This is a genomic window from Peristeroidobacter soli, assembly GCF_004138485.1.
In the GTDB taxonomy this organism is placed as follows: Bacteria; Pseudomonadota; Gammaproteobacteria; order Steroidobacterales; family Steroidobacteraceae; genus Steroidobacter; species Steroidobacter soli.
The window spans coordinates 31,394-57,204 of record NZ_RYEV01000008.1 but is presented as its reverse complement, the minus strand read 5'-3'; the positions used below and the strand labels follow the sequence as shown (position 1 = coordinate 57,204).

Annotated in this window: 28 protein-coding genes and 1 pseudogene; 23 read left to right on the top strand and 6 right to left on the bottom strand. The window is 62.8% G+C overall.

Going from position 1 to position 25,811, the window contains the following annotated elements; translation table 11 throughout:
• The first annotated feature begins 45 nt into the window (after nucleotides 1-45).
• From EKO19_RS38500 to acs, 4 genes and pseudogenes are all read left to right on the top strand, one after another.
• Nucleotides 46-837 (top strand): DUF4412 domain-containing protein, encoded by a 792-nt coding sequence (locus EKO19_RS38500; protein WP_157995530.1) that lies wholly within the window; start codon nucleotides 46-48, stop codon nucleotides 835-837.
• Nucleotides 838-869: 32 nt separating this feature from the next.
• A complete protein-coding gene (locus EKO19_RS38495; protein ID WP_157995529.1) occupies nucleotides 870-1,139 on the top strand; it encodes a DUF4404 family protein in 270 nt (89 codons plus the stop codon).
• An 8-nt stretch (nucleotides 1,140-1,147) separates the two neighbouring features.
• Nucleotides 1,148-1,582 carry an HIT family protein gene (locus EKO19_RS31510; protein WP_129781400.1) on the top strand — a complete coding sequence of 145 codons (435 nt, stop codon included), beginning with the start codon at nucleotides 1,148-1,150 and terminating at the stop codon, nucleotides 1,580-1,582.
• A pseudogene (acs, locus tag EKO19_RS31505) lies at nucleotides 1,563-3,536 on the top strand (acetate--CoA ligase); the annotation flags it as partial. The gene EKO19_RS31510 and the pseudogene acs, both read left to right, overlap by 20 nt.
• Before the next feature lie 296 nt (nucleotides 3,537-3,832).
• Here acs and EKO19_RS31500 read toward each other — a convergent pair.
• Entirely contained in the window at nucleotides 3,833-4,414 is a 582-nt protein-coding gene (locus tag EKO19_RS31500) for a C40 family peptidase (protein WP_157995528.1), read from the bottom strand.
• Nucleotides 4,415-4,557: 143 nt separating this feature from the next.
• Between EKO19_RS31500 and EKO19_RS31495 the strand changes: the two genes are divergently transcribed.
• The 3 genes from EKO19_RS31495 to EKO19_RS31485 all read left to right on the top strand — a co-directional run bounded on the left by EKO19_RS31495 (nucleotide 4,558) and on the right by EKO19_RS31485 (nucleotide 6,936).
• Complete coding sequence (locus EKO19_RS31495) at nucleotides 4,558-6,189, top strand: M28 family metallopeptidase (protein ID WP_129781397.1); 1,632 nt, start codon at nucleotides 4,558-4,560, stop codon at nucleotides 6,187-6,189.
• Nucleotides 6,190-6,236: 47 nt separating this feature from the next.
• Nucleotides 6,237-6,491, top strand: coding sequence for an EF-hand domain-containing protein (locus EKO19_RS31490; protein WP_129781396.1), 255 nt, complete (start codon nucleotides 6,237-6,239; stop codon nucleotides 6,489-6,491).
• Between the two features lie 202 nt (nucleotides 6,492-6,693).
• Nucleotides 6,694-6,936, top strand: a complete 243-nt coding sequence (locus EKO19_RS31485) for a hypothetical protein (protein ID WP_129781395.1) — start codon at nucleotides 6,694-6,696, stop codon at nucleotides 6,934-6,936.
• A 228-nt stretch (nucleotides 6,937-7,164) separates the two neighbouring features.
• Here EKO19_RS31485 and EKO19_RS31480 read toward each other — a convergent pair whose 3' ends face one another.
• From EKO19_RS31480 to EKO19_RS31465, 4 genes are all read right to left on the bottom strand, one after another.
• The gene (locus EKO19_RS31480; RefSeq protein WP_129781394.1) at nucleotides 7,165-7,548 is read right to left on the bottom strand and encodes a LytR/AlgR family response regulator transcription factor; all 384 of its coding nucleotides are present in this window, start codon (nucleotides 7,546-7,548) and stop codon (nucleotides 7,165-7,167) included.
• A 12-nt stretch (nucleotides 7,549-7,560) separates the two neighbouring features.
• Complete coding sequence (locus EKO19_RS31475; RefSeq protein WP_116807151.1) at nucleotides 7,561-8,205, bottom strand: response regulator; 645 nt, start codon at nucleotides 8,203-8,205, stop codon at nucleotides 7,561-7,563.
• A gap of 53 nt (nucleotides 8,206-8,258) precedes the next feature.
• Nucleotides 8,259-8,648 carry a helix-turn-helix domain-containing protein gene (locus EKO19_RS31470; RefSeq protein WP_217705739.1) on the bottom strand — a complete coding sequence of 130 codons (390 nt, stop codon included), beginning with the start codon at nucleotides 8,646-8,648 and terminating at the stop codon, nucleotides 8,259-8,261.
• A 162-nt stretch (nucleotides 8,649-8,810) separates the two neighbouring features.
• A complete protein-coding gene (locus EKO19_RS31465; protein WP_129781392.1) occupies nucleotides 8,811-10,232 on the bottom strand; it encodes a CHASE3 domain-containing protein in 1,422 nt (473 codons plus the stop codon).
• 266 nt (nucleotides 10,233-10,498) lie between these two features.
• Between EKO19_RS31465 and EKO19_RS31460 the strand changes: the two genes are divergently transcribed.
• The 14 genes from EKO19_RS31460 (at nucleotide 10,499) to EKO19_RS31400 (ending at nucleotide 21,477) form a co-directional block, all read left to right on the top strand.
• Complete coding sequence (locus EKO19_RS31460; RefSeq protein ID WP_129781391.1) at nucleotides 10,499-10,927, top strand: hypothetical protein; 429 nt, start codon at nucleotides 10,499-10,501, stop codon at nucleotides 10,925-10,927.
• 53 nt (nucleotides 10,928-10,980) lie between these two features.
• Nucleotides 10,981-11,301, top strand: a complete 321-nt coding sequence (locus tag EKO19_RS31455) for a BON domain-containing protein (protein WP_129781390.1) — start codon at nucleotides 10,981-10,983, stop codon at nucleotides 11,299-11,301.
• A 164-nt stretch (nucleotides 11,302-11,465) separates the two neighbouring features.
• Nucleotides 11,466-11,723, top strand: coding sequence for a BufA2 family periplasmic bufferin-type metallophore (gene bufA2, locus EKO19_RS31450; protein WP_129781668.1), 258 nt, complete (start codon nucleotides 11,466-11,468; stop codon nucleotides 11,721-11,723).
• A gap of 90 nt (nucleotides 11,724-11,813) precedes the next feature.
• The gene (gene bufB / locus EKO19_RS31445) at nucleotides 11,814-12,665 is read left to right on the top strand and encodes an MNIO family bufferin maturase (RefSeq protein WP_129781389.1); all 852 of its coding nucleotides are present in this window, start codon (nucleotides 11,814-11,816) and stop codon (nucleotides 12,663-12,665) included.
• A complete protein-coding gene (locus EKO19_RS31440) occupies nucleotides 12,662-13,450 on the top strand; it encodes an HvfC/BufC N-terminal domain-containing protein (protein ID WP_129781388.1) in 789 nt (262 codons plus the stop codon). The genes bufB and EKO19_RS31440 overlap by 4 nt, the downstream gene beginning before the upstream one ends.
• Nucleotides 13,451-13,477: 27 nt before the next feature.
• Entirely contained in the window at nucleotides 13,478-14,161 is a 684-nt protein-coding gene (locus EKO19_RS31435) for a fumarylacetoacetate hydrolase family protein (protein ID WP_129781387.1), read from the top strand.
• Complete coding sequence (gene maiA / locus EKO19_RS31430) at nucleotides 14,158-14,796, top strand: maleylacetoacetate isomerase (protein WP_129781386.1); 639 nt, start codon at nucleotides 14,158-14,160, stop codon at nucleotides 14,794-14,796. The genes EKO19_RS31435 and maiA overlap by 4 nt, the downstream gene beginning before the upstream one ends.
• Before the next feature lie 17 nt (nucleotides 14,797-14,813).
• Nucleotides 14,814-15,620 (top strand): SAM-dependent methyltransferase, encoded by an 807-nt coding sequence (locus EKO19_RS31425; RefSeq protein ID WP_129781385.1) that lies wholly within the window; start codon nucleotides 14,814-14,816, stop codon nucleotides 15,618-15,620.
• Between the two features lie 11 nt (nucleotides 15,621-15,631).
• Complete coding sequence (locus EKO19_RS31420; RefSeq protein WP_129781384.1) at nucleotides 15,632-16,174, top strand: GNAT family N-acetyltransferase; 543 nt, start codon at nucleotides 15,632-15,634, stop codon at nucleotides 16,172-16,174.
• 206 nt (nucleotides 16,175-16,380) lie between these two features.
• The gene (locus EKO19_RS38490; RefSeq protein WP_157995527.1) at nucleotides 16,381-16,680 is read left to right on the top strand and encodes a hypothetical protein; all 300 of its coding nucleotides are present in this window, start codon (nucleotides 16,381-16,383) and stop codon (nucleotides 16,678-16,680) included.
• Nucleotides 16,625-18,508, top strand: a complete 1,884-nt coding sequence (locus EKO19_RS31415; protein WP_157995526.1) for a GGDEF domain-containing protein — start codon at nucleotides 16,625-16,627, stop codon at nucleotides 18,506-18,508. Before EKO19_RS38490 ends, EKO19_RS31415 begins: the two co-directional genes overlap by 56 nt.
• Before the next feature lie 248 nt (nucleotides 18,509-18,756).
• Nucleotides 18,757-19,476, top strand: coding sequence for a response regulator (locus EKO19_RS31410; RefSeq protein ID WP_129781382.1), 720 nt, complete (start codon nucleotides 18,757-18,759; stop codon nucleotides 19,474-19,476).
• Nucleotides 19,476-20,885, top strand: coding sequence for an ATP-binding protein (locus EKO19_RS31405; RefSeq protein WP_129781381.1), 1,410 nt, complete (start codon nucleotides 19,476-19,478; stop codon nucleotides 20,883-20,885). Before EKO19_RS31410 ends, EKO19_RS31405 begins: the two co-directional genes overlap by 1 nt.
• A gap of 136 nt (nucleotides 20,886-21,021) precedes the next feature.
• Nucleotides 21,022-21,477: a hypothetical protein gene (locus tag EKO19_RS31400; RefSeq protein ID WP_129781380.1), complete on the top strand. Its 456-nt coding sequence runs from the start codon at nucleotides 21,022-21,024 to the stop codon at nucleotides 21,475-21,477.
• 53 nt (nucleotides 21,478-21,530) lie between these two features.
• Here EKO19_RS31400 and EKO19_RS31395 read toward each other — a convergent pair whose 3' ends face one another.
• A complete protein-coding gene (locus EKO19_RS31395) occupies nucleotides 21,531-23,558 on the bottom strand; it encodes a DUF4394 domain-containing protein (protein WP_175597257.1) in 2,028 nt (675 codons plus the stop codon).
• Between the two features lie 222 nt (nucleotides 23,559-23,780).
• On the opposite strand from EKO19_RS31395, the gene EKO19_RS31390 reads away from it, so the two are divergent.
• Complete coding sequence (locus EKO19_RS31390; RefSeq protein ID WP_157995525.1) at nucleotides 23,781-24,368, top strand: acyl carrier protein phosphodiesterase; 588 nt, start codon at nucleotides 23,781-23,783, stop codon at nucleotides 24,366-24,368.
• Nucleotides 24,369-24,913: 545 nt separating this feature from the next.
• On the top strand, nucleotides 24,914-25,795 hold the full coding sequence (locus tag EKO19_RS31385) for an energy transducer TonB (protein ID WP_157995524.1): 882 nt from the start codon (nucleotides 24,914-24,916) through the stop codon (nucleotides 25,793-25,795).
• Nucleotides 25,796-25,811 lie beyond the last annotated feature (16 nt).

The window sequence follows — 25,811 nt, the reverse complement described above, 5'->3', positions numbered from 1 at the left end:
TCGGCCCCGAGCGGGTAGAATCGAGCCACCTCAGGAGGGATTTCCATGCTCGTCCGCACCCTGCCATTGCTGTTGCTGACCGTTGCCGCCGCGCACGCCGGGACCAAGCTGGAGACCGTGAGCCGCGACCTGTCGGGCGGCAAGGCCACCGCCATCAGCACCTGGGCGCAGGGCGGGATGATGCGGGTCGAGACCCAAAGCAAAGAACCGACCAGTGGGTCGACCATGATCTTCCGGGACGACACGATTTACGCGATCAGCCACAAGGACAAGAGCTACGTCGCCATGGACCGTGCCTCGATGAAGCGCATGGCCGAGCAGCTCAACCCGGCCTTGCAGATGCTCCAGGAGCGCATGAAAACCATGACGCCCGAGCAGCGCGCGCAGATGGAAAAGATGCTCGGCACCCGGATCCCCAACGGCGAGGCCCAGCCGGCGCCGGAAATCAAGCGCACCTCACGCAATGACAAGATCAACGGCTACGGCTGTACTTATGTCGAAGTGCGCGAAGCCGGTGTGCTCACCGATGAGCTGTGCGTGGTGCCGGCCAACGCCTTGAAGGGCTCGGCCGAGCTGATGGCGTCCGCCAGGAAAATGTCGCTCCTGGTGAACGACATGATGGCCAGCATGGATGCGCCGTGGCTGAAACAGATGGCGCAGAAACAGATCCAGAACTTCGAGGCGATCGGCGGCATCCCGGTGATCAGCCGGCATTTCGTGGACGGCAAGGCGCAGAACGAAACCAGCCTCAGCGACATCAGCACCGAGACGGTCGCGGCCTCGATGTTCGACATCCCGGCCGGATATACCAAAAAAGACATGATGGCGCCGCGCTAAGCTGCGCACGCGACGCTCAACGGAGAGACTCAGTGAATCAAGACATTCAACAGCACATCCTCACCCTGCACACCAGGCTGGAACAGCTCGACCGGGACGCGCTCGACTCGCGCACGCGCGATTCGCTCATGCTGCTGCTCAACGACCTGACGCGTCTGCTGGGCGCGGCTTCGCTCGACAACGAAGATCACCCGCTCACCGAACGGCTCGAGCAGCTGGCGGTGGGTTTCGAAGCCGAGCATCCGGCGGTCGGCACCGCCGTGCGCCAGCTCATCGACGCACTCGCCAAAGCCGGCATCTAGGAGGCGCGATGTACGACCAGAACAATGTGTTTGCGAAAATCCTGCGCGGCGAGATTCCGTCGTTCAAGGTTTACGAGGACGCGACGGCGCTGTCCTTCATGGACGCCATGCCGCAGTCGGACGGCCACACGCTGGTGATTCCGAAAGTCGAATCGCGCAATTTTTTCGACATCGCACCGGCCGCGCTCGCCGATCTGATCAAGGCCACTCAACACGTCGCGAAAGGCGTGCAGCAGGCGTTCCAGCCCGACGGCATGCGCATTATTCAATTCAACGAGCCGGCCGCCGGCCAGACCGTGTTCCATATTCATTTCCATATCCTGCCGTGTTACGACGGCAAGGAAATCCGCGGTCACAACCGGGACTGGGCCGACCAGGGCGTGCTGGCCCAGCACGCCGAAAAAATCCGTGCCGCATTAGCCAATCTGCCACCACGCCACTGAGTCGGCGGTTTCCATGAGCCAGAAAATATATAAAGTTCCCGAGGACTTCGCCGCGCTCGCGCATCTGCGGCTGGCCGACTATCAGCGCTTGTATCAGGAGTCGGTACGCGATCCGAACAGCTTCTGGGCGCGCATCGGTCGCCGCCTCGACTGGATCCAGCCGTACGCGAAGGTGAAGGACACCAGCTTCGACGAGCACGATTTCCGGATCCGCTGGTACTACGACGGCAAGCTCAACGTCTCGGCCAACTGCCTCGACCGGCATCTCACCAAGCGCGGCGACAAGACCGCCATCATTTGGGAAGGCGACGATCCGAAGCTGTCCGAGCGCATCACCTATCGTCAGTTGTACGAGCGCGTCTGTCAGTGCGCCAATGCGCTGAAGTCGCTCGGCGTGAAGAAGGGCGATCGGGTCACGATCTACATGCCGATGATTCCCGAAGCGGCGGTCGCGATGCTCGCCTGCACGCGCATCGGTGCGATTCATTCGGTGGTGTTCGGCGGCTTCTCCGCCGACTCGCTCGCGGGCCGCATCGCCGACTGCGGTTCGAGCGTCGTGATCACCGCGGACGAAGGCCTGCGCGGCGGCAAGCGCGTGCCGATGAAGACCAACGTCGATCTGGCGCTGACGATGCCGAACACCGAGTGCGTCAAGCATGTGTTGGTGGTGAGGCGCACGGGCATTCGCGTGCCGATGTATCAGGCGCGCGATCGTTGGTTCGACGATGTCGTCAATTCGCAGCCGAAGGAATGCGCACCGGAAGTGATGGATGCGGAAGATCCGCTATTCATTCTTTATACGTCCGGCTCGACCGGCAAGCCCAAGGGCGTGTTGCACACGACCGGCGGCTATCTGGTGTATGTGTCGATGACGCACGAACTGATCTTCGATCTGCGCGAAGACGACGTCTTCTGGTGTACCGCCGATGTGGGCTGGGTCACCGGTCACAGCTACGTCGTGTACGGCCCGCTCGCGAACGGCGCGACCACGGTGATGTTCGAAGGCGTGCCGAACTATCCGGACAGCGGACGCTTCTGGCAGTCCGTCGACAAGCACAAAGTCACCTTGTTCTATACCGCTCCGACTGCGATTCGCGCGCTCATGCGTGAAGGCGATGAACCGGTGAAGGAATGGTCGCGCAGCTCGATCCGCCTGCTCGGTACGGTGGGCGAGCCGATCAATCCGGAGGCGTGGGAGTGGTATCACCGCGTGGTCGGCGACGGCCGCTGCCCCATCGTCGATACGTGGTGGCAAACGGAAACCGGCGGCTCGTTGATTGCACCGTTGCCCGGCGCGATCGATCAGAAGCCGGGCTCGGCGACGCTGCCGTTCTTCGGTGTGAAGCCGGCCATCGTCGACAACGAAGGCAACACCATCGAAGGTGCGTGCGAGGGCAATCTGGTGCTCACCGACAGCTGGCCGGGCCAGATGCGCACGGTGTTCGGCGATCATCAGCGCTTCATCGACACCTATTTCAAAACGTTCCCGGGCCGTTATTTCACCGGCGACGGCGCACGGCGCGACGAAGACGGTTATTACTGGATCACGGGCCGCGTCGACGACGTGTTGAACATCGCCGGCCATCGCCTGGGCACGGCGGAAATCGAGAGCGCGCTGGTCGCGCATCACAAGGTCGCGGAAGCCGCGGCGGTGGGATATCCGCACGACATCAAAGGCCAGGGCATTTATGTCTATGTGACTTTGATCGCCGATGCTCAGCCGAGCGAGGCGCTGCGCACCGAGTTGCGCGACTGGGTGCGTAAAGAGATCTCTCCGATCGCGACGCCGGATTTGATTCAGTGGGCACCGGGATTGCCCAAGACCCGCTCGGGCAAGATCATGCGCCGGATCCTGCGCAAGATCGCGGCGAACGAGCACGATCAATTGGGCGATATCTCGACGCTGGCGGATCCGAGTGTGGTGGAGAGTTTGGTTCGTGAGCGCATGAATCGCCCCGCTGCCGAACTCGCCGCCGCTCAGCAGTCAGCGGCTGCGCCGGCTGCTGCCGAGGCAAAGGCGCCAGCTAAGAAGAAAAAGAAGAAGGCGGAATAACTCACCGCTCCGAAACAAGAGCGCCGCGCCGTCCAGGCGCGGTCGCTCTCGCCAACCAACTCTCGGATACAGCCGCGCGGCTGAGCCCGCCTCGCGGGCGGTGCCGGCAAAGCTCTCTCCGTGGCTGCGTTATGAGCCAGCCCGGCGCCGGATAGGCACGGCAGCCGTCGCCGACAAACTATTTATTGGCTGCGGTCTCAGAACAGCCGCCCCGCGCCGGCCAGGCGCGGGCGGTAGAAATCGTCGTCGAGCATTCGTAGCTCGACCGGTCGCCCCGTCTGGGGGGCGTGCACGAAGCGGCCTTCACCTGTGTAGATCGCCACGTGCGAGATGCGGCCTTTGATCCGGAAGAACAGCAGATCTCCCGGCTCGAGCTCATTCAGCGGGACCGGCGTCGCGGCGGAGTACTGTTCGGCCGCGGTTCGCGGCGCGAATATTCCCAGCTGGTCGTGGATGAATCGCACCAGCCCGCTGCAATCGAACGTAGTCGGTCCATTGCCACCCCACTCATACGGCGCCCCCAGCAGCGAGATCGCACGAATTGCCACTTCATTACCCACCGTGGTCGCGGGCGCGACCGGCGGGCGGACCGTCGAGTTGGTAGGCGTTGGCGACACGTAGGGCTGCGGCACGGCGCACCCTTGCAGTGTGAGGCTCGCTGCAGCCAGCGATAAACAGAGCGCCGGGAATGCAAGTCGAGCCGCAACGACCCGAGCACCCTCGGCGGCGATCACATGCGGGCGTGGCGCCCGAAGGATGGTCGATTTGAAGACTTGCATGCGGTTCATAACGATACCGCCTGAAGAATGCCTAAGCTCGACGCTAAGTGCCAGGCACTGAATAACGGATGAACCCGGGAGCGCCAGCGAAATCCTTGCGTCGGTGATACTGTTGCGCCCGTCGTCCCTTCTCACGAGACATCATGCGCGGATTGCCTGGAACGCTGCTGTTTTTCATCGCCGCCGGCTCGCTGCATGCGGCCGAGCGCGGCCCGTGGAGCGAGGTCCAGCCCGACGCCATTCGCAGTCACGTTGAATTTCTTGCCGCCGATTTGCTGGAGGGTCGCGCCACCGCTTCGCGCGGTTACGACATCGCCGCCGCGTATGTGACGTCGCAGTTCCGCCAGGCCGGCCTGCAGCCCGCTGGCGACGACAAGAGCTATCTGCAAAAGGTGCCGCTGCTGGAAGCGACGCCAGTGCTGCCGGGCTCCTCCGCCGAGCTGGTTCGCGGCAACGATACGTACACGTTCGAGTACGGCACCCATTATCTGCCGAGCGCCGACTTCTCCTCGGCCAGCTCCACCCTCAGTGCACCGATGATGTTCGCGGGCTTCGGCATCTCGGCGCCCGAGCTCGAGTACGACGACTTCGAGAACATCGACGTGAAAGGTCGCATCGCCGTGATCTTCAGCGGCGCACCGGCCAAATTCCCCAACGAGAAGCGCGCGTACTACTCATGGGAAGAACGCAAGCTTTCAACACTGGTGGACCGCGGCGCCGTCGGCGTGATCACCATCGACTCGAGCGCGGACACCAAGCGCACGCCTTGGGAACGTCGCGTCGCCATGAGCTGGATTCCTCAAATGCGCTGGCTCGATGAGACCGGCCAGCCGCAAAACGCCTTCCCGTCGCTGAAACTGCGCTTTCGTTTCAATCACGACGCGGCCGCGCAGCTGTTCGAGACAGCGCAGAGCAGTTTCCCCACCGCGCTGGCAGCGTCCGAAGAAGGCACGCCGCAAGGCTTCGAGTTGCCCGGCATGATGACGCTGTCGGCGACCACCGGCCTGCGCAAGACCGAGAGCGCGAACGTCGTCGGCATGCTGCCTGGCTCCGACCCGCAGCTGAAAAATGAATACGTCGTCATCACCGCGCATCTCGATCATCTCGGTCGCGGGACGGCGGTGAATGGCGACGCCGTCTACAACGGCGCGCATGACAACGCCGTTGGCATCGGCGTCATGCTGGAGATCGCACGCGCGCTGTACGCGTCGAACGCGAAGCCGCGGCGCTCAGTGATCTTCGCGGCCGTGACCGCCGAAGAGAAAGGCCTGCTCGGCTCCGACTTCTTCGCGCGCCAGGCACAGACCCAGGAAAAGAGACTGGTCGCGAACATCAACGTCGACATGCCGCTGACGTTTACGCCGGTGTTCGATTTCGTGGCGTTGGGCGCACAGCATTCGTCCATGGGAACGGCGGCGCGACAGGCCGTGGCCGCGCAGGGCTATCGACTGAGCGCCGACGCCGCCCCCGAGCAGGTCAAATTCATCCGCAGCGATCAGTTCTCGTTCATTCGTCGCGGCATTCCGGCACTGGTGCTGAGCGCCGGTTATCAACCGAAGAACCCGAGTGTCGATTTGGATGAACTGCGCCGGCAGTATCTGTCCACGCACTATCACCAGCCCAGCGACGATCTGATGTTACCGATTGATTACCCGACCGCCGCCGACCTGGCCCGCGTCGATTTGCGGATCGCCTTGAGCGTGGCGAACGCGGCTGGCGCGCCTCGCTGGGCGAATGGCGATTTCTTTGCGGAGAAATTTTACACGGTGAAGTAAGATCGCGCGCGCTCGACAACCCACACGCAGTTAAGGATGAACGCGCCATGGCCGATCTGGATCGGATCAAAGACGTCGACGTGGATGCCGAGGACCTCGGCCCGCTGAAACAAAGCTTCGACGCCTGCGACACCAATAGCGACGGCTGGATCGTGAATCAGGAATTCAGCGTACTGTTACGCGCGCTGGATCAGGATCTGTCCGAAGATGAATGCCTGCTGGCATTCGAGCTCACCGACACCGACGGCGACGGCTCGATCAGCTTCGAGGAATTCATGGGCTGGTGGACCGATTCGCGATAATTAGCGCGACAACGAATATTGTCAAAACCGCCCGGCCCGCGATCTGTGACCTCGCTCACATGCGCGGCCTGCCCGCCACGTGACGTAATGCTCAATCCCCGCACGAATTGGGGACTTACTGCTTTCCCCTAGTCGAACATCAACATCGATGCCCCTACCCTACTGCACTGCTCGTGCCGATAGCGGTGAGTAAGGAGACATCATGAGCAGTGAGATGAGCGAGACGATGCGCAACAGCTTGCGTATCGGCGATCCGGTCCGACTCAAGGACAGCGACGTGGATTTGCGAGGCGACGTGTGGCAGTTGCGCACGGGGCGCTACGTCGTCGTGCGTTGGCAGGACGAATGTCGCAGCACTCATTCAGAGACGGCGGTCGAGTACGACTCCTCGCGCAGCCGCGCCGAGTGGAGCCGCAATATCAGCCACGAAGATCGCGACCGCTGAAGAAAAGAAGGCCGCGCTTTTTGGGGCGCGGCCTTTGAAGTGCGCAGCCGTCAGCATGGTGTCCGATGGGTTCTCAGCGGGTGCCCCCATCGTCCTGGGGAGGTCCATGTAACGAGTTGCGCAGGGTTCGATTCAGTTCAGTTGAGTCACAACGCACGAGCGCTCGCGCAGGATCCTGAGTATGTTCCGTGATTCAGCTGCGTAAATTTTCGGCGATTACGGATTTGCTCAGGCAGCGTCGATCTGCAACAGCACCTCTCTGACTTTGTGAAACTCCGAAGCCTTGTCGAAGAAATGATCGGCGCCGCACTCGCGGCTCGCAATCCGGTAATCATCGGATGGATGATTCGTAACTACGATGACAGCCTCGGGTCGACTAGCGCTGGCGCGTAGTTGCTTCAACACCTGGAAGCCGCTGCCGCCGCGCAACTGGATATCGAGTATCAGCACGCGCGGCTGCGACAACCGCATGCCTTCGAGCGCGGCAGCGACTGCATCGGCGCTGCCCACCACCTTGGCATTCGGAATGTCACCGACGGCTTCCACCAGCCGCTCCATGACCGCCGGCGAATCCTCGACGATATAGATCGTCAGCTCGGCCCCGGCAGTCATGATCCAACTGTCTCATTCCACCAGTTGGTTGCGGACGGCGTACGCCGCGATCTCGGCGTTACTGCGCATTCCCATCTTCTCCAGAATGCGCGCCCGATACGTGCTCACGGTCTTCACGCTCAGGCCCAGCTCGTTGGCCATGACCGCCGGCGAAACACCGCGCGCGATGCGCGTGAACACCTGCAGCTCGCGCTCCGACAGCCGGTTGTGCATCGGGCCCTCTTCATCGGCCGCGCACTCGGAGGCCAACAGCTCGGCCACCAGCGGCGTGATGTAGCGGCGCCCGGTGCCGACCGCTCGCACGGCCTTCACCAGCTCCTCAGGCACGATCATCTTCGGCACATAGCCATTCGCGCCGGCCCGCATCAAGCGGACCGCGAAGCTGCGTTCCGGGTGCATGCTCAGCACCAGGATCGCCAGCTCCGGCTGATCGCGTTTCAATTGCTTCAACAGATCGATGCCGCTCTGGCCCGGCAGCGTGATGTCGAGGACCACGACATCGACCTGCAAGCCATTGCGCAACTGTTGAAGCGCATCCTCGGCGGAGCCGGCTTCCGCAACGACCTGGAGATCCTGCTCCTCCGCCAGCATCTCGCGCACACCGGCGCGGAGGATGGCGTGATCGTCCACGATCAAGACGCGGATTGGCGTGTGCATCGCTTGCAACACGTCCCTGGCCTCGTTCTCCCGAGAGCCTAATTCGGTTGGATTCAACATCGCTGTGGTACCTCGGTCATTGCTTCACGGAGGTCGCCCCCCTGCAGGGTGGTGATGGCCACGTCCTGAGCGTCATTCAGGCCCTGATCCATGGCCAGGCCTTGCGCGCGGTATGCGTTGAGGCGGTTGTACAAAGTCTTCAGACTCACCCCCAGCAACGCCGCTGCGCGGGTCTTGTTTCCCCCGCATTTCTGCAGCGTCGCGAATATCATCCAGCGCTCCACGTCGGCCAGATTGGTGCCGACCGGGATGCGTAATGCCACAGGCGCCGGCGCTAGGTTGCGCTCGCTACCCACCCCTGATTCCTCGCCCGAATCCTGGTCATCGCCCGCGTAGTTGGCACGATGCTCGTTATGGGTCGCTCGTTCGACGTGATTCTCCATGCGCTCGCTCCTGACGGTCAGCTTTACACTCATTGGCCCGATGGATCACAACTGCCTCAGGGGAAGGAAAAGTTCCCAACAAAGTGAAGTTCGTACCGTCAGACGTTTCTTACGTATTGACATCCACCCGGAATGGCACCCCTTTGGGGCAAAAGCGCGCCTTCACGCCGACAGCGCCGTCGCATTGGTGGCTGGAATGAAGGCTTCGACGATGGTCCCGGTGCCTTCATCCGGCTTCCGGATCTGGAAGCGCCCTCCCATCAGACGCATTCGTTCCCGCATGCCCACGATGCCGTGCGACTTGGGCTTGCTCAGCGACTCCTCCGCGACCCCGACGCCGTCGTCGATGATTCGCAAACGGATGCCGCCGTCCTCGCGCGCCAGGATCACGCGCACCTTGCTTGCCTGCGCGTGCTTGGCAATGTTGGTCAGGGACTCCTGCGCGATCCGATAGAACGCGATCGACCAGGCCGGATCCAGGTCGTCGAAGTCCTCCTGCACGTCCAACTCGCACGGAATGCCGGTGCGACGGGTGAACTCGCGACAATGCGAGCGCATGGCGAAGGCGAGCCCCAGATTGTCCAGATGGCTCGGCCGCAGACCCTCGATGACCTCGTGCTTGAGCTCGACGGTCTCGCTCAACATCTTCAGCGCCCGTTGCAGACGTTCCTTCACCTCGCGCGCGGCTTCGGGCAAGCGGCGTTGCACCCAGTTCAAGTCCATATTGATCGCGGTGAGATTGCTGCCGAGCGTGTCATGCAGCTCGCGCGCGAGCTTGGCCTTCTCCTCTTCGGAGACGCGGATCAAGTGCTGGGACAGCTCGGTCAGCTCCGAGGTGCGCTGCTCGACCTGCTCGTTCAGGACCTGATTCGCCTCGAGCATGGCGTTCTCGGCGGTCTCGCGATCGCGCACATACTTACGAAGCAGCTTGTTCAGGCCAATCAGCACGGCGACCGTCACGACCGTCGTCAGTAACGCCAGCCCGCCCGCGACCAGCAAGTCGCGCAACACTTCACGACGCAACGCTTCGATGCGCGCGTCTTCCTCGGCCATCATGCGATCGACGATGCCTCGCACCCGATCCATCGTGGTAGTCGCGCGCTCGGTACCTGCAACGTCCGCCGTTCCGTTCGGGCCAGGTTGCGGACTGCTGCTGATTGTCGCCTTCAGGCGACTGACCGCCGCGGCGGTGAGATTCTCCAGGTCGGCAATATCTTTTTGCCGGGCGGCGTTATCGCCGGTCAGGGTGCGCAGCTTCTCCAGCTCGCTGCGCCAGCTGCGCATCGCTACGTAATATGGCTCGAGATATCCGGTCTGACCGGTCAGCAAATAGCCGCGCTGGCCCGATTCCGCCGCCGTGATCACCGATTGAAACGTGCTGAGCGAGCGCTTGATCTCGTACGAGCGCGCGTATTGAGCATGCGAATCGATGGTTGCGCCGACATTGATGACCAGCAAGGTGGCGTTGACCACCAGCAGCGCGATCGAGATCACGATCACGATGCGCACGTGCAGCGGCACGCCCCCGGTCGCGGCCGGCGGTGTGCTCAACGATGCATTCGGCGAATGAGTGACGTCGCCCATGAACTCCTGTGCGCTCAAAGCTGTGACCAGCAACGACTGTGAACATTTCTGGGTTCCTTCGTCAGCCGTGGCCGACGCACCCAGCCCTGCCCATGCTCACAATTGCAAACCGCCGCGGCCCGGCGGTGTGCGAGGAACCTTGCATTGCATCGGCACGTTATCGACGCGAATTCCACAACGAACCGGTCCTTCCGCAGGAGGATTCAGCCGGCCCGTGAGTGGTTACTTAGTCAACAGACCATGAGGTCACAGACGAGGATAGTGAGATGACCAAAACCAATATCTATTTCATGATCGCCGCAGCCGGCCTGGCGCTGGCGGGCTGCAACAAAGCAGAGTCGCCCGCTGAAGTTCAGCACGACGTTGCCGATGCGCGGGCAGAAGCGCAACGGGACGTGACCGACGCGCAGGCCGATGCGCAGGAGAAGATGGCGGATGCGCAGAAGGACGTGGCCGATGCACAGGCGGATCACGACCCGAACGATGTCGCCGATCAGGCCCGTGATGCCAGCGAGACTGCTGCGCAGGGCGATTTCAAAGTCGCTGTAGCGCGCGCCGAAGCCACGCACAAGATCGCTGTCGAGAAGTGCGAGGCCCTGCAAGGCAATGCCCAGAAGGACTGTAAGGACCGCGCCGATGCGGATCTGGACAACGCCAAGCGCGCGGCTGAAGCCCGTCGCGATGGCGCCGGTTAACAGCTAGAGTCACAACGAAACCAGAACTGAAGTCAGTTCAGGAGCGAGGGAATATGGCACGGCAATCCACGGCGGCACTGGTGTTGGCCGCAATCATGGCCTCGACCGTCGTCGCCTGCTCGTCGACCCCGACGCAGCAATCGACCGGCCAGGCAATCGACGACGGTGTCGTCACGGCGAAGGTCAAGGCCAAGCTCATCGAGGATCCGGTGACCAAGGCGCATCAGATCAACGTCGAGACGTTCAAGGGCACGGTGCAGCTGAGCGGCTTCGTCGAGAACGACCAGGCCCGGACGCGAGCGCTGCAACTGGCCCGGGACACCGACGGCGTGAAGAGCGTCAAGGACGCGCTGGAGATCCGCAAGGGCGGTTGACTCCACCGATCCGCGTAGCGGAAAACAGGGGCGGGTGCGCAATCACCCGCCCCTTTTTATTGCCGGTTCATGACAGCCGCGCCGGTGAATCCGATTGCCGGCCCACTGCGTATAATCCAGCGCTTCGCCTTCGAAGCGCACTTTTCCAGTGAGGAATGGCATCGATGACCCACGGCAAGAAATTCTCTACTCTGGCTCTGGCGACGGCGGCCGCTGTCATGTTCAGCACCGCGCCGCTGACCGCCGCCAACGCGGCGGATGAAGCCAAGGTGAAATGCGAAGGCGTGAACTCGTGCAAGGGCACGACCGCCTGTGCCACCTCGGCCAATTCCTGCGCCGGCAAGAATGCCTGCAAGGGCACGGGATTCCTGATGCTGAGCAAGGCCGACTGCGACGCCGCCAAGGCCAAGCTGAAGAAATAATTCAGCTCCAGGCCCGGTCTGATAGGGTCAGGGCGGCGCGGTCTTGCGTCGGCTCACCGCGCCGTTTCCTGATCAGCCCACGAGTGTTCAGTGCCCAAATCGTCCCCTCATCCGTCGCTCGGCTTCGGGCTCGGCGTCCGCCCGATTCACTACGACGCCCTGCTCGGCGAGCGCAAAGGCAGCGTCGGCTGGCTCGAAGCGCTGACCGAGAACTATCTGCTCCCCGGCGGCAAGCCGCTGCATTATCTGGAACGGCTGCGCACCGAGTACCCGATCGTGCTCCATGGCGTGTCGCTGTCCATCGGCAGCACCGACCCGCTCAATGAAACGTACCTGCGCGAGGTGAAAGCGCTGGCCGACCGCGTCGAGCCGGCCTGGATTTCCGATCATCTGTGCTGGACCGGCGTCGACGGCGTGAACCTGCACGACCTGATGCCGCTGCCCTTCACCGAGCCCACGCTGAACCACGTGGTTTCGCGCATCGCCGCCGTTCAGGAACGGCTCGGCCGCCGGCTGGTGCTGGAAAACGTGTCGAGCTACGTGAACTTCAGCCGCTCGGACCTGACCGAGTGGGAATTCCTGCGCGAAATCGCCGAGCGCGCCGATTGTCACCTGCTGCTCGATGTGAACAACGTCTACGTCAGCAGCGTGAATCACAATTTCGATCCGATGACGTATCTGCGCGGCATCCCGGTGGAGCGCGTTCAGCAGTTCCATCTCGCCGGCCATCGCAACATGGGCGACTATCTCATCGACACGCACGACGAACCGGTCTGCGAAGCGGTGTGGGAGTTGTTTCACGCTGCCGTCGAGCGCTTCGGCCCGGTATCGACCATGATCGAGCGCGACGACAACATTCCCGAGCTGGACGTGTTGCTGGCGGAGCTGGCCCGCGCGCGCGACATCACGACGTCAGCTCAGAAGTCGAAGTCCGCCGCATGAGTGCTCAATCCGACGCGCACTCGCTGGCCGAACTGCAGCGGGATTTTCAGCGCCACGTCATGCATGGTCACGACCGCATCGTCGATGCGGTCGATGGCTCAGCGGCCGTGCCCGCGACACTACGCCTGAGCATCTATTCCGAAGCGTATCGACTGCGCCTGACCGACGCGCTGGCGAGCACGCTGCCCCGCCTGCAACAGCTGCTCGGCGAAGAACAGTTCGCCGCGGTGGCGAGCGAGTACATCGAGCTGTGCCCGTCGAGCCATCCATCGATTCGCTGGTTCGGCGACCAGTTGCCGGCACTGCTGACGAAATTGTTTCCCGATCAACCCTGGCTGGCCGGGCTGGCCGCCTGGGAATGGGCCATCGCCGCCGCTTTCGATGGCGCAGATGCCCAAGCCGTTGGCATCGAGGCGCTGGCCGCCGTCGCACCCGAGCAATGGCCGTCGCTGACGTTTCAGTTTCATCCGACGGTGCAAGTGCTGGCGATGCACACCAACGCGCCGCTATTGTTCAAAGCGCTATCGGCGGATGAGCCGCCGCCCGAACCCGTCGCCCTCGAGCAGCCGCAGTCGTGGCTGATCTGGCGCGAACAGCTCAAGACTCAGTACCGCTCACTGTCGCCGGACGAGAGCGCGGCATTGGCAGTCATGCGTGGCGGCGGCTCGTTCGAAATGCTCTGCGACGTGCTGTGCAACTGGCACGACGCCGAGGCTGTGCCCGCGCAGGCCGCCGGCTTGCTCAAGCGCTGGGTGGTGGAGCAAATGATCGTCGGAGTATCCTAGCGGCCCGAAACTTTTCGGCTGCCAGCTATGTCCTTCGTTTTCCAGCCGCCGGCGCCCCCCGCCGTCGCCGTCGTCGGGCGCACCGAGCGCTTTCCCGTGCATCGCATTTATTGCGTGGGTCGCAACTACGCGGCGCACGCGCGGGAGATGGGCAAAGATCCGGAGCGTGAAGCACCGTTCTTCTTCACCAAGCCCGCCGACGCCATCGTCGAAAACGGCGCGCGCATCCCGTTCCCGTCGCGCACCTCCGATCTGCATCACGAGATCGAGCTGGTGGTCGCGATCGGCACCGGCGGCGCGAACATCGGCATCTCGCAAGCAATGTCGCATGTCTTCGGTTACGCCGTCGGCCTCGATCTGACGCGTCGTGACCTGCAGGCGGAAGCCAAGGACAAAGGTCGTCCGTGGGACACCGCCAAAGGCTTCGATCGTTCGGCGCCGATCACCGCCATCACGCCCGCCGGCGACGTGAAGCTCGATGACAGCAGGATCTGGCTCAAGGTGAACGGCGCATTGCGCCAGCAGGGCGCGATTGCCGACATGATCTGGAACGTGGCGGAAATCGTCGCCGAGCTGTCCACGCTGTTCGAGCTCGCGCCCGGCGATCTCATCTACACCGGCACTCCCGCGGGGGTCGCGGCTATCAAGTCGAACGACGCGCTGGAAGGCGGCGTCGACGGCCTGGAAACGCTCAAAGTGACTCTGGCATGAAGCTCTACAACTACTTTCGCAGCTCGGCGGCATTCCGGGTGCGCATCGCGCTGAATCTCAAGGGACTCACCTGCGACTACGTTTCCAAAGCGCTGATCAAGAATGAGCAACGCGCGGCCGACTATCTGGCCGTAAATCCGCAAGGCCTGATTCCGGCGCTCGAAGTCGACGGCACGGTGCTCTCACAATCGCTCGCCATCATTGAATACCTCAATGATCTGCATCCGCAGCCGCCGCTGCTGCCAGCCGATCCGCTGGCGCGCGCGCAGGTGCGATCGATGGCGCTCGCGATCGCCTGCGACATTCATCCACTGAACAACCTCCGCGTGCTGAACTACCTGCGACAGGATCTGGCACAGAACGACGACGGCGTGAATACCTGGTATCGACATTGGATCGGTGAGGGTTTCCGAGGGCTGGAGCTGCAGGTCGCGAAACATTCCAGCGCGCGTCGCCATTGCTTCGGTGACAGTCTGTCGCTGGCCGACGTGTGCCTGGTGCCGCAGATGTATAACGCGCGGCGTTTCAACTGCGACCTCACGCCGTTCCCGACCCTGGTCGCCATCGCCACGCACCTGGAATCGTTGCCCGCATTCGACAGCGCCCGGCCGGAAGTCCAGCCCGACGCAAAATAAACCTCAGAGCAACCCTCATGAAACCAGCAGGAAGTTTGGTGTGCGTCGGGATCGGCATGACCCTGGGAGCGCACCTCACTCCGCTGGCGCGCGATTACATTCAGAACGCCGACGTGGTGTTCACCGGGCTGTCCGACGGCATCATCGAGATGTGGATCGCACGCATGAACAGCGACGTGCGCAGCCTGCAGACGCTGTATCGCGAAGGGAAGTCGCGCATGGACACCTACCGCGAGATGGTGGACACCATGCTGACTGAAGTCCGCGCAGGCAAACGCGTATGCGCCGCTTTCTACGGTCATCCTGGCGTGTTCGCCTGGCCGACGCACAAGGCCATCGAGATCGCGCGCAGCGAGGGTTACTGCGCGCACATGGAGCCGGGCGTATCGGCGGCCGATTGCATGTATGCCGACCTGGGCTTCGATCCCGGCAAGTACGGCTGCCAGCATTACGAAGCCAGTCAGTTCATGTTCAACCGGCGGCGACTGGATACCGCCGCGTATCTGATTCTGTGGCAGGTGGGGCTGTCGGGCGATCAGTCGTTGACCCGTTTTTCCACCGGCGCCGCGTATCGACAGGTGCTGGTCGATGTTTTGAGTCGCGACTATCCCCTGGACCATGAAGTGATCCTGTATCAGGCGGCGACGTTGCCCACTTTCCGCCCCAGGATCATTCGCGTGCCGCTGGGCGAATTGCCCGCGGCCGAGGCGGACATGCACTTCACCTTGGTGATTCCGCCGGCACAACCATTGCAACCCGATCATCACACTCGCGAGCGTCTGTCCGCGCTCGATCGCGATCTGGGGCTGGCCGCTCAAGGCTGAGCGACGGCACCGTGCACGTATTTCCAGTCGAGACGGCCCGGCTGCGCATGCGCCCCATCGTCGCCGACGACGCGCCCCTGTATGAGCATCTGTATACGGACGCCGAGACCATGCGTTTCATTGGTGCGCCGCTCGCGCCCGAACGTGCCGCCCGAAGTTTTCGAAGCGCGCTCGCCGGTATGCAACGCCGGCCCATCGAGCGGCTGTTTCTTACCGTGGTGGAAAAGGCGTCACAAACGGATGTCGGAATTTGCAGCCTGCAAGACCTGGACGCCAGCGAGCGCAGCGTGCAGGCCGGCGTGATGTTCGTCGAGGCGGCGCGCGCCAAAGGCTATTCCAAGGAGGGCTTCACCGGGCTGATCCAGCAAGTGTTCGCACAGTTGCCGGTGGATGAATTATGGGTGCAGTTCGCCACCGACCATCTGGCTGTGCAGCGGGCTGTGCTTAGCGTAGGCTTTGCACGCCGTGGCCAGGCCGCGGATGGGCAAGGGAATGCCTGGTCGGTTCAGCGCGGATCGTGGTCGCCACCCTCCGCCTTTTGGAATGCGCGGTAGGACCGCGCCGACTCTCCCTTTCTGTCCGCCTCGTTGGCTTCGAAACAGGCATAATTCTGTTAAGTCGGGCTGTCACCGCCGGCGTCAGTTTTTCTGTGGATCGTTCGAGAGCCCGCCCGCGGCGATTGTCCTAGGCTTGTTACAACTCCTGCTGCACGGGGCAGCGGTCGTACCCAACAAACAATCGGGGAAAGGAGGAGCGCATCGTGTCCAATGTCGTGGATCTGTTGGAGAGAATGGGTCAGAGCTCGCGGCTGCAATCGCTGACCGGCGAGCAGTTGGCGCAGGAACTGGCACAGGCGGGCGTCGCGCCGGCCGTGCAGGCAGCCATCGTGCAGCAGCGCCCCCGTCAGCTCGAGGAGCTGCTCGGCGCCAGCCACAATGTCTGCTGCCTCGTCCACGCGCCCCAGGACGAGGAACCCGAGGAAGACGAGCCCGAGGATGACAAGCGTGTCCACTCGTCGGCCCTGGCAGGTGCCGATAACCGTGTCGCCCGGGCGAGCTGAGCAACGACGTGTCAGCAAGGATTCCGCCCGGCGTTGGCTGTTGGGCGGAATCGCCTCTCTTTGCCTGTTCGCGGGCGAGCCCCTGCTCGCGGCGGCCGATGCCGAAGAGGTTGCCGCCATGTTGCAACGGGCGGACGCGATCAAGAGCGTCGATCCCGTCGAATTCACCCGGCTGATCGATCAACTGCACGCGCAGCTCGGCGAGCTGTCGGCGCAACAGCGCGAACACCTGCAGTACCTGCAAGGCTGGCGCTTCGCTTATTCCGGCGACTACGCCAAAGCCATTCCCTTGCTGGAGTCGCTCGTCGACAGCGCGAGCGATCCGACATTGCAATTCCGTGCCGGGTCGACCGCCACGAATGTCCGCGCCTTGTCCACGCAGTACGAAGGCGCGTTCCTGCAACTCAACAAGCTGTTGAACAAATTGCCCGAGGTGACCGACAAGGACGCCCGCCTGCAGGGCATGTCCGTCGCCGCCGATCTCTATACGCTGGTGGGCGAGTACGATCTGGGCATTCACTACGCCCAGCTGGTCGTCAAGGAAAATGCGCGTGGCCGCGGCGTGTGCCGGGGCGAGCAGATCCGTCTCGACGCCATGTGCAAGAGCAAGCGGATCAAGGCGGACGATCCTTCGCTGCCGGCCGCCATCAACGCCTGTTTGCAACAGGGCGAATCGCTGGCCGCCAACGCCATCCGCACCACGCAGGCTCATCTGCTCCTTCGCGAGCAGCGTTACGACGACGCCATCGACGTGCTCGAGAAACACTATAGCGAGGTCGAGCAATCGCGCTATCCGCGCGGTATCTCGGAGTGGGAATCGTTGATGGCCCGCGCATATCAGCTGCGCGGTTCGGGAGTCAACGCGCAGCGCATGGCGCTGCGTGCCGTCGACCATGCCGTCAAGGATCAATTCACGCCGCCGCTGATCGGCGCTTATCGCGTGCTCTACGAAGAAGCGGAGAAACATGGCGACATTGCCAACGCCATCGCTTATTTGAAGAAATCCGCCGCCGCGGATAAGGCTTATCTCGACGACGTAACCGCGCGCCAGCTCGCCTACGAGCGCGTGAAATCGAACACGATGTCGACCAAGTCGCAGCTCGAAGCGCTCAATCAGGAAAACAAACTGCTGCAGCTGCAGCGCCAGCTCGACGGCAAGGCCGCCGAGACCAGCCGGCTGTATATCGCGCTGCTGATGCTGGTCGTGGTGTTCATCGCGCTGTGGGCTTATCGCACCAAGCGCTCGCAGCTGCATTTCATGAAGCTGTCGCAAGTGGACGGCTTGACCGGCATCTCCAACCGGCCGCGTTTCATCCAGCTCGCCGAAACCGTGCTCGAGACCGCGCGCAAGTCGCAACAGCAGGCCAGCGTGGTCCTGTGCGACCTGGATCATTTCAAAGCCATCAACGATCGGTTCGGTCATGCCGCCGGCGATCATGTGCTGCGCCAGGCGGTAATCGCCTGTCAGAGTCATTTGCGCGTCAGTGACATTTTCGGACGCGTCGGCGGTGAAGAGTTTGGCGTCGTGCTGCCGGGCTGCGGCCTGGAGGATGCGAAACAACGCGCCGAGCGACTGCGCGTGGCGTTGCATGCGATCGATCTGACTTACCAAGGCGAGCGCTGCCAGGTGTCCAGCAGTTTCGGAGTCACGTCGACCGAGGTGTCGGGTTACGAACTGCGGCAGCTATTGGCGCATGCCGACGCGGCGCTGTATCGAGCCAAGGCCGCCGGCCGCGATCGCGTCATGCCCTACGACGGCAAGACGATTCCCCAGGAGCGCCCGGATCCGCCCGTCAACGACGAACTGCGTAACGTCGGCCACGCCTGAATAAACCCAAATCAACTACTACCACCCCAGGTACATGGATGTACCCGCCGCCATGGGCGGCGGGCGAGAGGCAAAAGTCACGCCTTTTGCCGACTCGCCACGCGGGGCCGGGCAGGATGCCCGGATCACGCGTCATTAATAGTTACGCACTGTTGCGGCTCGCTCCGGCGCAACACTTGGTTACAATAATCGCGGGCGCGTTCAGCAGTCATTGGTCATGATGCGAATCGGGCCCCCGACGTGATCCCATGACCGACTCTCGCCATATCCTGATCGTCGACGACGATCGCGAAATACGCACGCTGCTGGGCGATTACCTGCAGAAGAACGGTTATCGCGCCACCGCGGTGGCCGATGGCAAAGCCATGCGCCGCGCGCTCGAGCAATCGCACGTCGACCTGATCGTGCTCGACCTGATGCTGCCGGGCGAAGACGGGCTGAAACTCACCCGCGAGCTGCGCGCCCAGTCCCAGATTCCGATTCTGATGCTCACCGCGCTGGGCGAGGAAATCGACCGGGTCGTGGGCCTGGAGGTCGGCGCCGACGATTACCTGTCGAAGCCGTTCAGTCCGCGCGAGCTGGTGGGAAGAATCAAAGCCATCCTGCGACGGACGGCGCACATGCCGCGCGATCCCGTGCAGAGCACGGTGAACATCTATCGCTTCGGCGACTGGCAACTCGATGTCACTGCCCGTTCCCTCACGCATGTCGACGGCTCTCAGCACGCGCTCAGCGGCGCCGAGTTTCGCCTGCTCTCCATTCTGCTGGCACATCCCACGAGAGTGCTGTCGCGCTCGCAGCTGATGGAACTGCTGCGTGGCCGTGACATCGATCCCTTCGATCGCAGCGTCGACGTACGCATCAGCCGGCTGCGTCAGGTCCTGCGCGACGACGCGCGCTCGCCAAAAATCATCAAGACGATCTACGGCGAAGGCTATGTGATGGGCGTGCCCGTCGAGCAGGAATAATGGCCCGTCCGCTGCTGCCGGACACGCTGTTTGGACGCCTGTTCCTGGCAACAGTGGCGGTGATCGGCGCCATGCTGATCGTGTTCATTCTGCTGATCGTGCGCGAGCGGCGCGAGTTGGCGCTGCTCGACAGCGGCGCTGGCAGCTCGGCGAACACCATCGCCGAAACGAGCCAGTACCTGGCGGGACTGTCGATGGAAGCGCGCGACGATGCGCGTCTGAAACTGCGCGAGCAGCGCATCTCACCCGACGACGTTCGCCCGCCTCCTCCACGCATGCAGGATGCAGAGCAGGCCGCGCTGGAACGTCAGTACGCCGCTCACCTGCAACGTCAGCTCGGCTCGCAATACAAAGTATCGACCGGTCCGCCGCGAGCCCGTCGCGGTGAAGTCATTCCGCTGTTCATCTTCCGTCAGAACGAGCCGCCGCCCGGTCCGCCGCCACCGAACATGATGCCGCGTCGTGATCGGGTCTTCGACGTCACCGTGACCTTGCCGGATGGCGACAAAGCGGTCTTTCGCACCATCGCGCCTCGCCTGGGCCCTCGTTTGCCGCGACAGATTTTCTTCGAGCTCGGCTTCCTCGCTCTGGCGCTGGGCATCGTGCTCTATGCAGTGGCTCGCACGATCACTCGTCCGCTCGGCGATCTCGCTCGCGCTGCCGACGCCGTCGGCCGTGGCGCGACCGGAACGCCATTGAAGGAAAGCGGCGCACGAGAAATTCGTCGTGCCACGAGAGCATTCAACGCCATGCAGGAGCGCTTGCGGCGCTATCTCGACAGCCGCACTCGAGTGCTGGCCGCGATGTCACATGACTTGCGCACGCCGCTGACTCGACTGCGACTGCGTGTCGAATCCATCGACGACGATCAGCTGCGCCAACATCTGGTGGAAGATCTGGATGAGATGTCGAACATGATCCGGGGCGCGCTCGGCGTGTTTCGCGGGCTGAACGACGACGAAGCGGCAGTACCCGTCGACATCAATGCGCTCGCGCTGGAACTGCAGCGGCAATATCAGGAACTGGGCGGCGAAGTCACCGTCGTCGGCACGGCACGAGCGCCCTACGTCGCCAAACCGCTCGCGTTGAAGCGCTGTCTGAGCAATCTGGTACAGAACGCGATCCGTCACGGCGTGCGCGCCACCATCGAAATCGATGACGGTCCAAAGCTCGTGCTGCGCGTCCAGGACGAAGGCCCGGGCATTCCCGAGGACATGCTGGAGAAAGTGTTCGAGCCCTTCTTTCGTCTCGAACAATCGCGCAACCGGGACACCGGCGGCACCGGTCTGGGCCTGAGCATCGCGCGGGACATCGCCCAGGCGCATGGCGGTTCACTCTCTCTCCACAATCGTCAGGAGGGCGGCCTGGAGGCCCGGCTGATACTGCCCCGCGAAGCCACAAGTCACTGATCAAGCGAGGATTTATACCCTTCACAGTTGGTAACTATTGATTACCGCGCTGGCGTTCCGGGCGACTTATTCTGCAAGCGTGTTCTCAGGTCTCGAGCCGAAAGGACACAACTTCACCCCTAACGGAGAGACTGTGATGAAAACCAAAGTCACCCTGCTTGCGCTTGCCTGGCTTGCCAGCGGCGTGGCATTTGCCGCCGACACGACGACGGCGACCACTCCCGCGCCCGCGCGGGTCGCCCCGGGTCCGGACATGGACCGGCTGGCGCTGCTGCTCGACCTGAACGCGTATCAGAAGACCGAAGTCGAGAAGATCCTGAAGGAACAGCACGAACAGATGCGCTCTGAATTCGAAGCTGCGCGTGCCGCCGGCACCGCCCGCCCATCGCGCGATGAGATGAAGGCCAAGCGTGAGCAGGCGAAACAGGAACTGCACACCAAGCTCAGTGCGGTGCTGGATGAAACGCAGCTCAAGAAATTCGACGCCCTGCACGAGCGTGGCCCCGGTTTCGGCCCGGGCCCCGGTCGTGGCTTCGGCAAACATGACCGCGGCGGTAAAGACGCCCCGGCCACCGACAGCTCGAGCAACTGACGAGCGATGCGACGGCGGTGACTGTCACCGCCGTCGCTGCCGAAGTGATAACTTTACTTGACTGAAGTCTGACCCACCGCCAGGCCGCTCACACCGGCCGGCAACGCGCCCAGATCCGTGGCGCGACCATTACTCAGATCGATCGAATACAAGCGCGTCCCGGCGCCCACCGTCAGGGCCGCAAAGCCCAAGCCCGTCGCCGGCGATGCGGAAGTCGCCACTCGCACGTTTGCGGGAATGTCGAAGCCATTCGCTTCGGTGAAGTCCAGCGTGGCGCCATTCAAGGTGATGGCCTGCGCCGCTGTCAGCGTGCCATTGTTCGGCGGATTCTGGATGAACAGCGAGTTGCTGACCGCGTCGATCACATACTGCGTCGTCACGCCACCCGTGAGCGACTGACCGAAGCTGTTCGTATAAGCGGCCGCGGTCACACCCGTCGAGCCCGCCGGCTGTCCATTGATCGAACCGTCGGGATTGGTGCCGGCGGCGGTGGTGTCGCTGTCCACTCCCGCGCCGGTGCCCGGATTGAGCCGGAAGTTCAACCCGGTACCAGTGACGATGCGAATGCGATCGACCGTGGGATTGAAGTCGAACCCATAGCCCGCGCTGACCGGCGGCAGATCGACAGGCACACCCGCGGTCGTGACGAACGCAACCGAGCCTGCCATTCCGACCACACTCGCCGCACCGGTTTGCGGATCGATGATGTAGACGGTGCCGGTATCCGCCATGGCATTCACGCCAAACGAGAACAACTGTCCGGTTTGCGGACGGTAGTCGATGCCGACCAATGTTTCTCCGGGCGTGATGCCTGAGATCGTCACGGTCACGGGGGAGCCCAATGCCGCGCCTGAAATCCGGAACAGCTGCGTGCCGTCGGCGGAGAGCGCGACCATCGGCGGTATCGCCGCGGTATTCTGGATCGCGACGCCGATGATGCCGGTCGGAGTGACCGGACCTAGCGTCGTCAACGCACCCGTCGAGAGATTGACGTTGACCAGCTCATCCTGCATACGACCCGAGGCACGCACCACAGCCGTGCCCAGGCCAGTTGCCGCTGTGTTCGAGGCAGCCACTGTCACCGACGACGGAATATCGAAGCCTTGCACCGTTTCGACCGGCACCGATAGCGGCAGACACATGGTCTGCGTGCCATTGTTCGGCGGATTCTGAATGCACAGCGCGTCGATCGTTTGATCGACCGTGTACTGCGTGGTCACAGTGGCGTTCTGCGCGCTGTTTGTATACGCCGTTTCCTGCACGCTCATGGTCGGGCCGTTGATGGCGCCGTCCATTTGCACGCCCGCGGTGACCGCATCGAAGTCCACCAGCGCACCGTTGTTGGGATTGATGCGGAAATTCTGACCGGCGCTGTTCACGACGCGCACACGATCGACGGTCGGATTGAAGTCCATGCCAAAGACCGTGGTCGCGTTGGCGCCGATGCGGACCGGCGTCGCGCCATCGGCAGCAACGAAGCCGGTGCCGATTGCTCCGACCGCCGTGGCCATCGCGGTCTGCGAGGAGATGCTGTAAAGCTGAACGGTGCCATTGGTCGCGTTGTAACCGAGGCCATACAGGAAGCCGTTCTGTGGGCGCCGATCGATGCTGACCAGGACGTCGCCTGGGGTCAGGCCGGCAATTGTGACGGGTGTATCGAAGCCCGCCGCCGATCCGGAGGGAAATGCCGCAAGCATGTTGTTCGACAACAATGCATTGCTGTCGATCGGTGGCGCGCCGACGACTTGCGTGTAGGGGCGGCTGGCCACACCGAAGTTATTGGTGGCAGCAATCGTAAATGAGAAAGACCCCGCGGTCGTCGGCGTGCCGGCATATGCACCCGTCGTGGCATTCAGTGCCAGGCCCGGCGGCAATGAGCCCGAGGCCACGCTCCACATCACCGTGTCGCCGGACGCAACGAACGTCGAAGAGAAAGCGACGCCCACCGTCGCCATGGTCAATGGCGAGTCCGGCGAGGAGATCGCTGGGCGCCGTCGTTCGTCATTACCATTGTCGCTGCAGGCGGTCAGCAAGGACGCGCAGATCAGGACTGCGACCGAGCCCAACTTCATCACTCTCATGGGAGAATCCCTTGTGGTTTGCATCGCACGTGCGACGCCGGAGGCGCGCACGACCGGTCCGTGATCGTTCAGCTCACGGTTGAATCTGCAGCGTTATTCGAGAACCGGCGGCTGCGCGGATGCAGAATTGTCGCGGAATACAGTGTCTGGCGCGGGCGACATCCGCCTCGACGCAATTGTCCGCCTGAGCTAAATTGCCGGAATCGACTGGAAGGAATGCTCTTGAATTGGCTGGCCCATGTTTTTCTGTCCGAGCCCGACGTCGAATTTCGTCTCGGCAATCTGCTGGCCGATATCGTCAGAGGAGAAGAGTTGCGCCGGATGAGCGCCACCTTCCAGCGCGGCGTGCAGAAACATAAGCAGATCGACGCATTCACCGATTCGCATCCGCTGGTGAAGCTCAGCCGCTCGCGAGTGAGCGCCGGGTTCCGTCGCTTCAGCGGCGTGCTGGTGGATGTTTTTTACGATCACTTGCTGGCCACCAGTTGGGATCGTTACTCACCCATCGTGCTCGACGCCTTCACCGCGAAGTTCTACGCCGACATCGAGTCCAGCAAGATCGAGTTGCCGTCGTCGGCGCGCGTGACCGTCGATCGAATCATTCGTCACGATTTGCTCGGCTCGTATCGACACCACGAAGGCGTGGAGCGCTCGCTGCGGCGCCTGTCCGCGTATCTGTCCTCGCGCTGGCAGCGGGAGTTTGCGCTGGAGCAAGGCGTGGCCGATCTGATTGCACAGCGCGCCGGCTTCGATGCCGACTTCGCCGAGTTCTTTCCGCAGCTGCAAGCCAATGCGATGGAGCGCCGCTAGCCCACCGTTTGCCTACGTCGGAAAAAACGACACTCGCGACCTCCACCTCGGAAGTTCCGTACATTAGGACTTCCGACCACTGACACCACATTTTTATTGGATTACGTTGGCCTGCAGAGCGAGCCCGCTTTGCGCTGTGGCGCAGCAGGGCCGCCATCCCCGGGGAGTAGCGCATGGCCACCGATTCTGCGCGAGTACAACTGGAACTGGCGTCCGGACGAAATGAAATCACCGCGCCGTTCTACCAGACCGCCCAACGCAGGCGGAGCGAACGAATCGAATCAGACACAGTAGTGGCAAGCGCGCCGACCACGGCACCGACCATCGTCGATGTGCCGCTCGCCGCTCATCCACCCACTGTGGTTTCGCCAAGCGCCGTTCCGGAAATAAATCACGAGCAACGCGGCGGCCGCACTCCATGGATTGCATTCGCCATCGCCATCGTAGCGGTGGCCTTCGCGGTATGGTGGGTGACGGCTCAGCGCATTCCCGACATCGACCCGCGAGACGTGATCGCTCGCAATCTCAACGAAGCCCGTACCGCGATGGCCGACGGCCGCTACACCGATCCGCCCGAGCGCAGCGCCTTTCATTATTACAGCACCGTGCTCGCACTCGATCCCGACAATCACGATGCGATCGCCGGCATCGACGCCATCGCCGATCGCCATCTCACCAACGCGCGAGTGCTGCTGGCTCAGCACCGGATTGCCGAAGCCGGTGTCGCGCTGGAAAAAGCACGGCGAGTGCAGCCGGATCACAATGGCCTTGCGCTGTTGGATGTGCAGTGGCGGGTACAGTTGAAGCGGCTCCTGGCCGCCGCGGCCAAGGTCGTAAAGCCCAACACTGACGCGTTTTTAAAAACCGAGCCCGCGAAGATTGTTGAAACCGCCACCTCGCGCCCTGCATTGGCAGCCGCGCTGAAAACTGCACCACCAGCGCCAACAGCAAACGTTGGCGGCGCGGGGCCTGAAGTGAAAACCACATCGGCGCCACTGGCCAAAGTCGCTGACCCGGCTCCGCTCGCGGCATCGCTGGCGGCCAATGAACCGGCAGCGTCATTGCAAACAATGGCGCCAGCGCTTCCCGAAGTGCAGCCTGCTCCTGCAGAGGTAGAAACTCAGGCGGCAGTTGCGATGCCAGCCGTTGTATCGGCGCCGGCGGCGGAGCCCAAGCTCATCCGAATGGTTCAACCTCAATATCCTCAAGAAGCGCTGATGCGCGGCATCGAGGGTTGGGTCGATGTGAGCCTGCAGATTTCCGCCGCGGGCGATGTAGTCGAACCGCGCATCGAGGACACGAGTCGCGGGCGAATATTCAATCGTGCAGCACTCGCTGCCGTCGAACAGTGGAAATACCAACCGCGCAGCGATGGATCGGGCAGTGAACGCGTACGGGTCCGCCTGAAGTTCCAGCAATCGAAATGACGCACCGTACCCTCCC

Coding starts and splice junctions, on each gene's coding strand:
- EKO19_RS31470 (WP_217705739.1), bottom strand. CDS start 8,648: ATGGAGAATCACGTCGAACGAGCGACCCATAACGAGCATCGTGCCAAC.
- EKO19_RS31400 (WP_129781380.1), top strand. CDS start 21,022: ATGAAAACCAAAGTCACCCTGCTTGCGCTTGCCTGGCTTGCCAGCGGC.
- EKO19_RS31465 (WP_129781392.1), bottom strand. CDS start 10,232: ATGGGCGACGTCACTCATTCGCCGAATGCATCGTTGAGCACACCGCCG.
- maiA (WP_129781386.1), top strand. CDS start 14,158: ATGAAGCTCTACAACTACTTTCGCAGCTCGGCGGCATTCCGGGTGCGC.
- EKO19_RS31385 (WP_157995524.1), top strand. CDS start 24,914: ATGGCCGACGGCCGCTACACCGATCCGCCCGAGCGCAGCGCCTTTCAT.
- EKO19_RS31440 (WP_129781388.1), top strand. CDS start 12,662: ATGAGTGCTCAATCCGACGCGCACTCGCTGGCCGAACTGCAGCGGGAT.
- bufA2 (WP_129781668.1), top strand. CDS start 11,466: ATGACCCACGGCAAGAAATTCTCTACTCTGGCTCTGGCGACGGCGGCC.
- EKO19_RS31410 (WP_129781382.1), top strand. CDS start 18,757: ATGACCGACTCTCGCCATATCCTGATCGTCGACGACGATCGCGAAATA.
- EKO19_RS38500 (WP_157995530.1), top strand. CDS start 46: ATGCTCGTCCGCACCCTGCCATTGCTGTTGCTGACCGTTGCCGCCGCG.
- EKO19_RS31435 (WP_129781387.1), top strand. CDS start 13,478: ATGTCCTTCGTTTTCCAGCCGCCGGCGCCCCCCGCCGTCGCCGTCGTC.
- EKO19_RS31510 (WP_129781400.1), top strand. CDS start 1,148: ATGTACGACCAGAACAATGTGTTTGCGAAAATCCTGCGCGGCGAGATT.
- EKO19_RS31490 (WP_129781396.1), top strand. CDS start 6,237: ATGGCCGATCTGGATCGGATCAAAGACGTCGACGTGGATGCCGAGGAC.
- EKO19_RS31480 (WP_129781394.1), bottom strand. CDS start 7,548: ATGACTGCCGGGGCCGAGCTGACGATCTATATCGTCGAGGATTCGCCG.
- EKO19_RS31460 (WP_129781391.1), top strand. CDS start 10,499: ATGACCAAAACCAATATCTATTTCATGATCGCCGCAGCCGGCCTGGCG.
- EKO19_RS31425 (WP_129781385.1), top strand. CDS start 14,814: ATGAAACCAGCAGGAAGTTTGGTGTGCGTCGGGATCGGCATGACCCTG.
- EKO19_RS31500 (WP_157995528.1), bottom strand. CDS start 4,414: ATGCAAGTCTTCAAATCGACCATCCTTCGGGCGCCACGCCCGCATGTG.
- EKO19_RS31485 (WP_129781395.1), top strand. CDS start 6,694: ATGAGCAGTGAGATGAGCGAGACGATGCGCAACAGCTTGCGTATCGGC.
- EKO19_RS31395 (WP_175597257.1), bottom strand. CDS start 23,558: ATGAGAGTGATGAAGTTGGGCTCGGTCGCAGTCCTGATCTGCGCGTCC.
- EKO19_RS31455 (WP_129781390.1), top strand. CDS start 10,981: ATGGCACGGCAATCCACGGCGGCACTGGTGTTGGCCGCAATCATGGCC.
- EKO19_RS31495 (WP_129781397.1), top strand. CDS start 4,558: ATGCGCGGATTGCCTGGAACGCTGCTGTTTTTCATCGCCGCCGGCTCG.
- EKO19_RS31405 (WP_129781381.1), top strand. CDS start 19,476: ATGGCCCGTCCGCTGCTGCCGGACACGCTGTTTGGACGCCTGTTCCTG.
- EKO19_RS31475 (WP_116807151.1), bottom strand. CDS start 8,205: ATGCACACGCCAATCCGCGTCTTGATCGTGGACGATCACGCCATCCTC.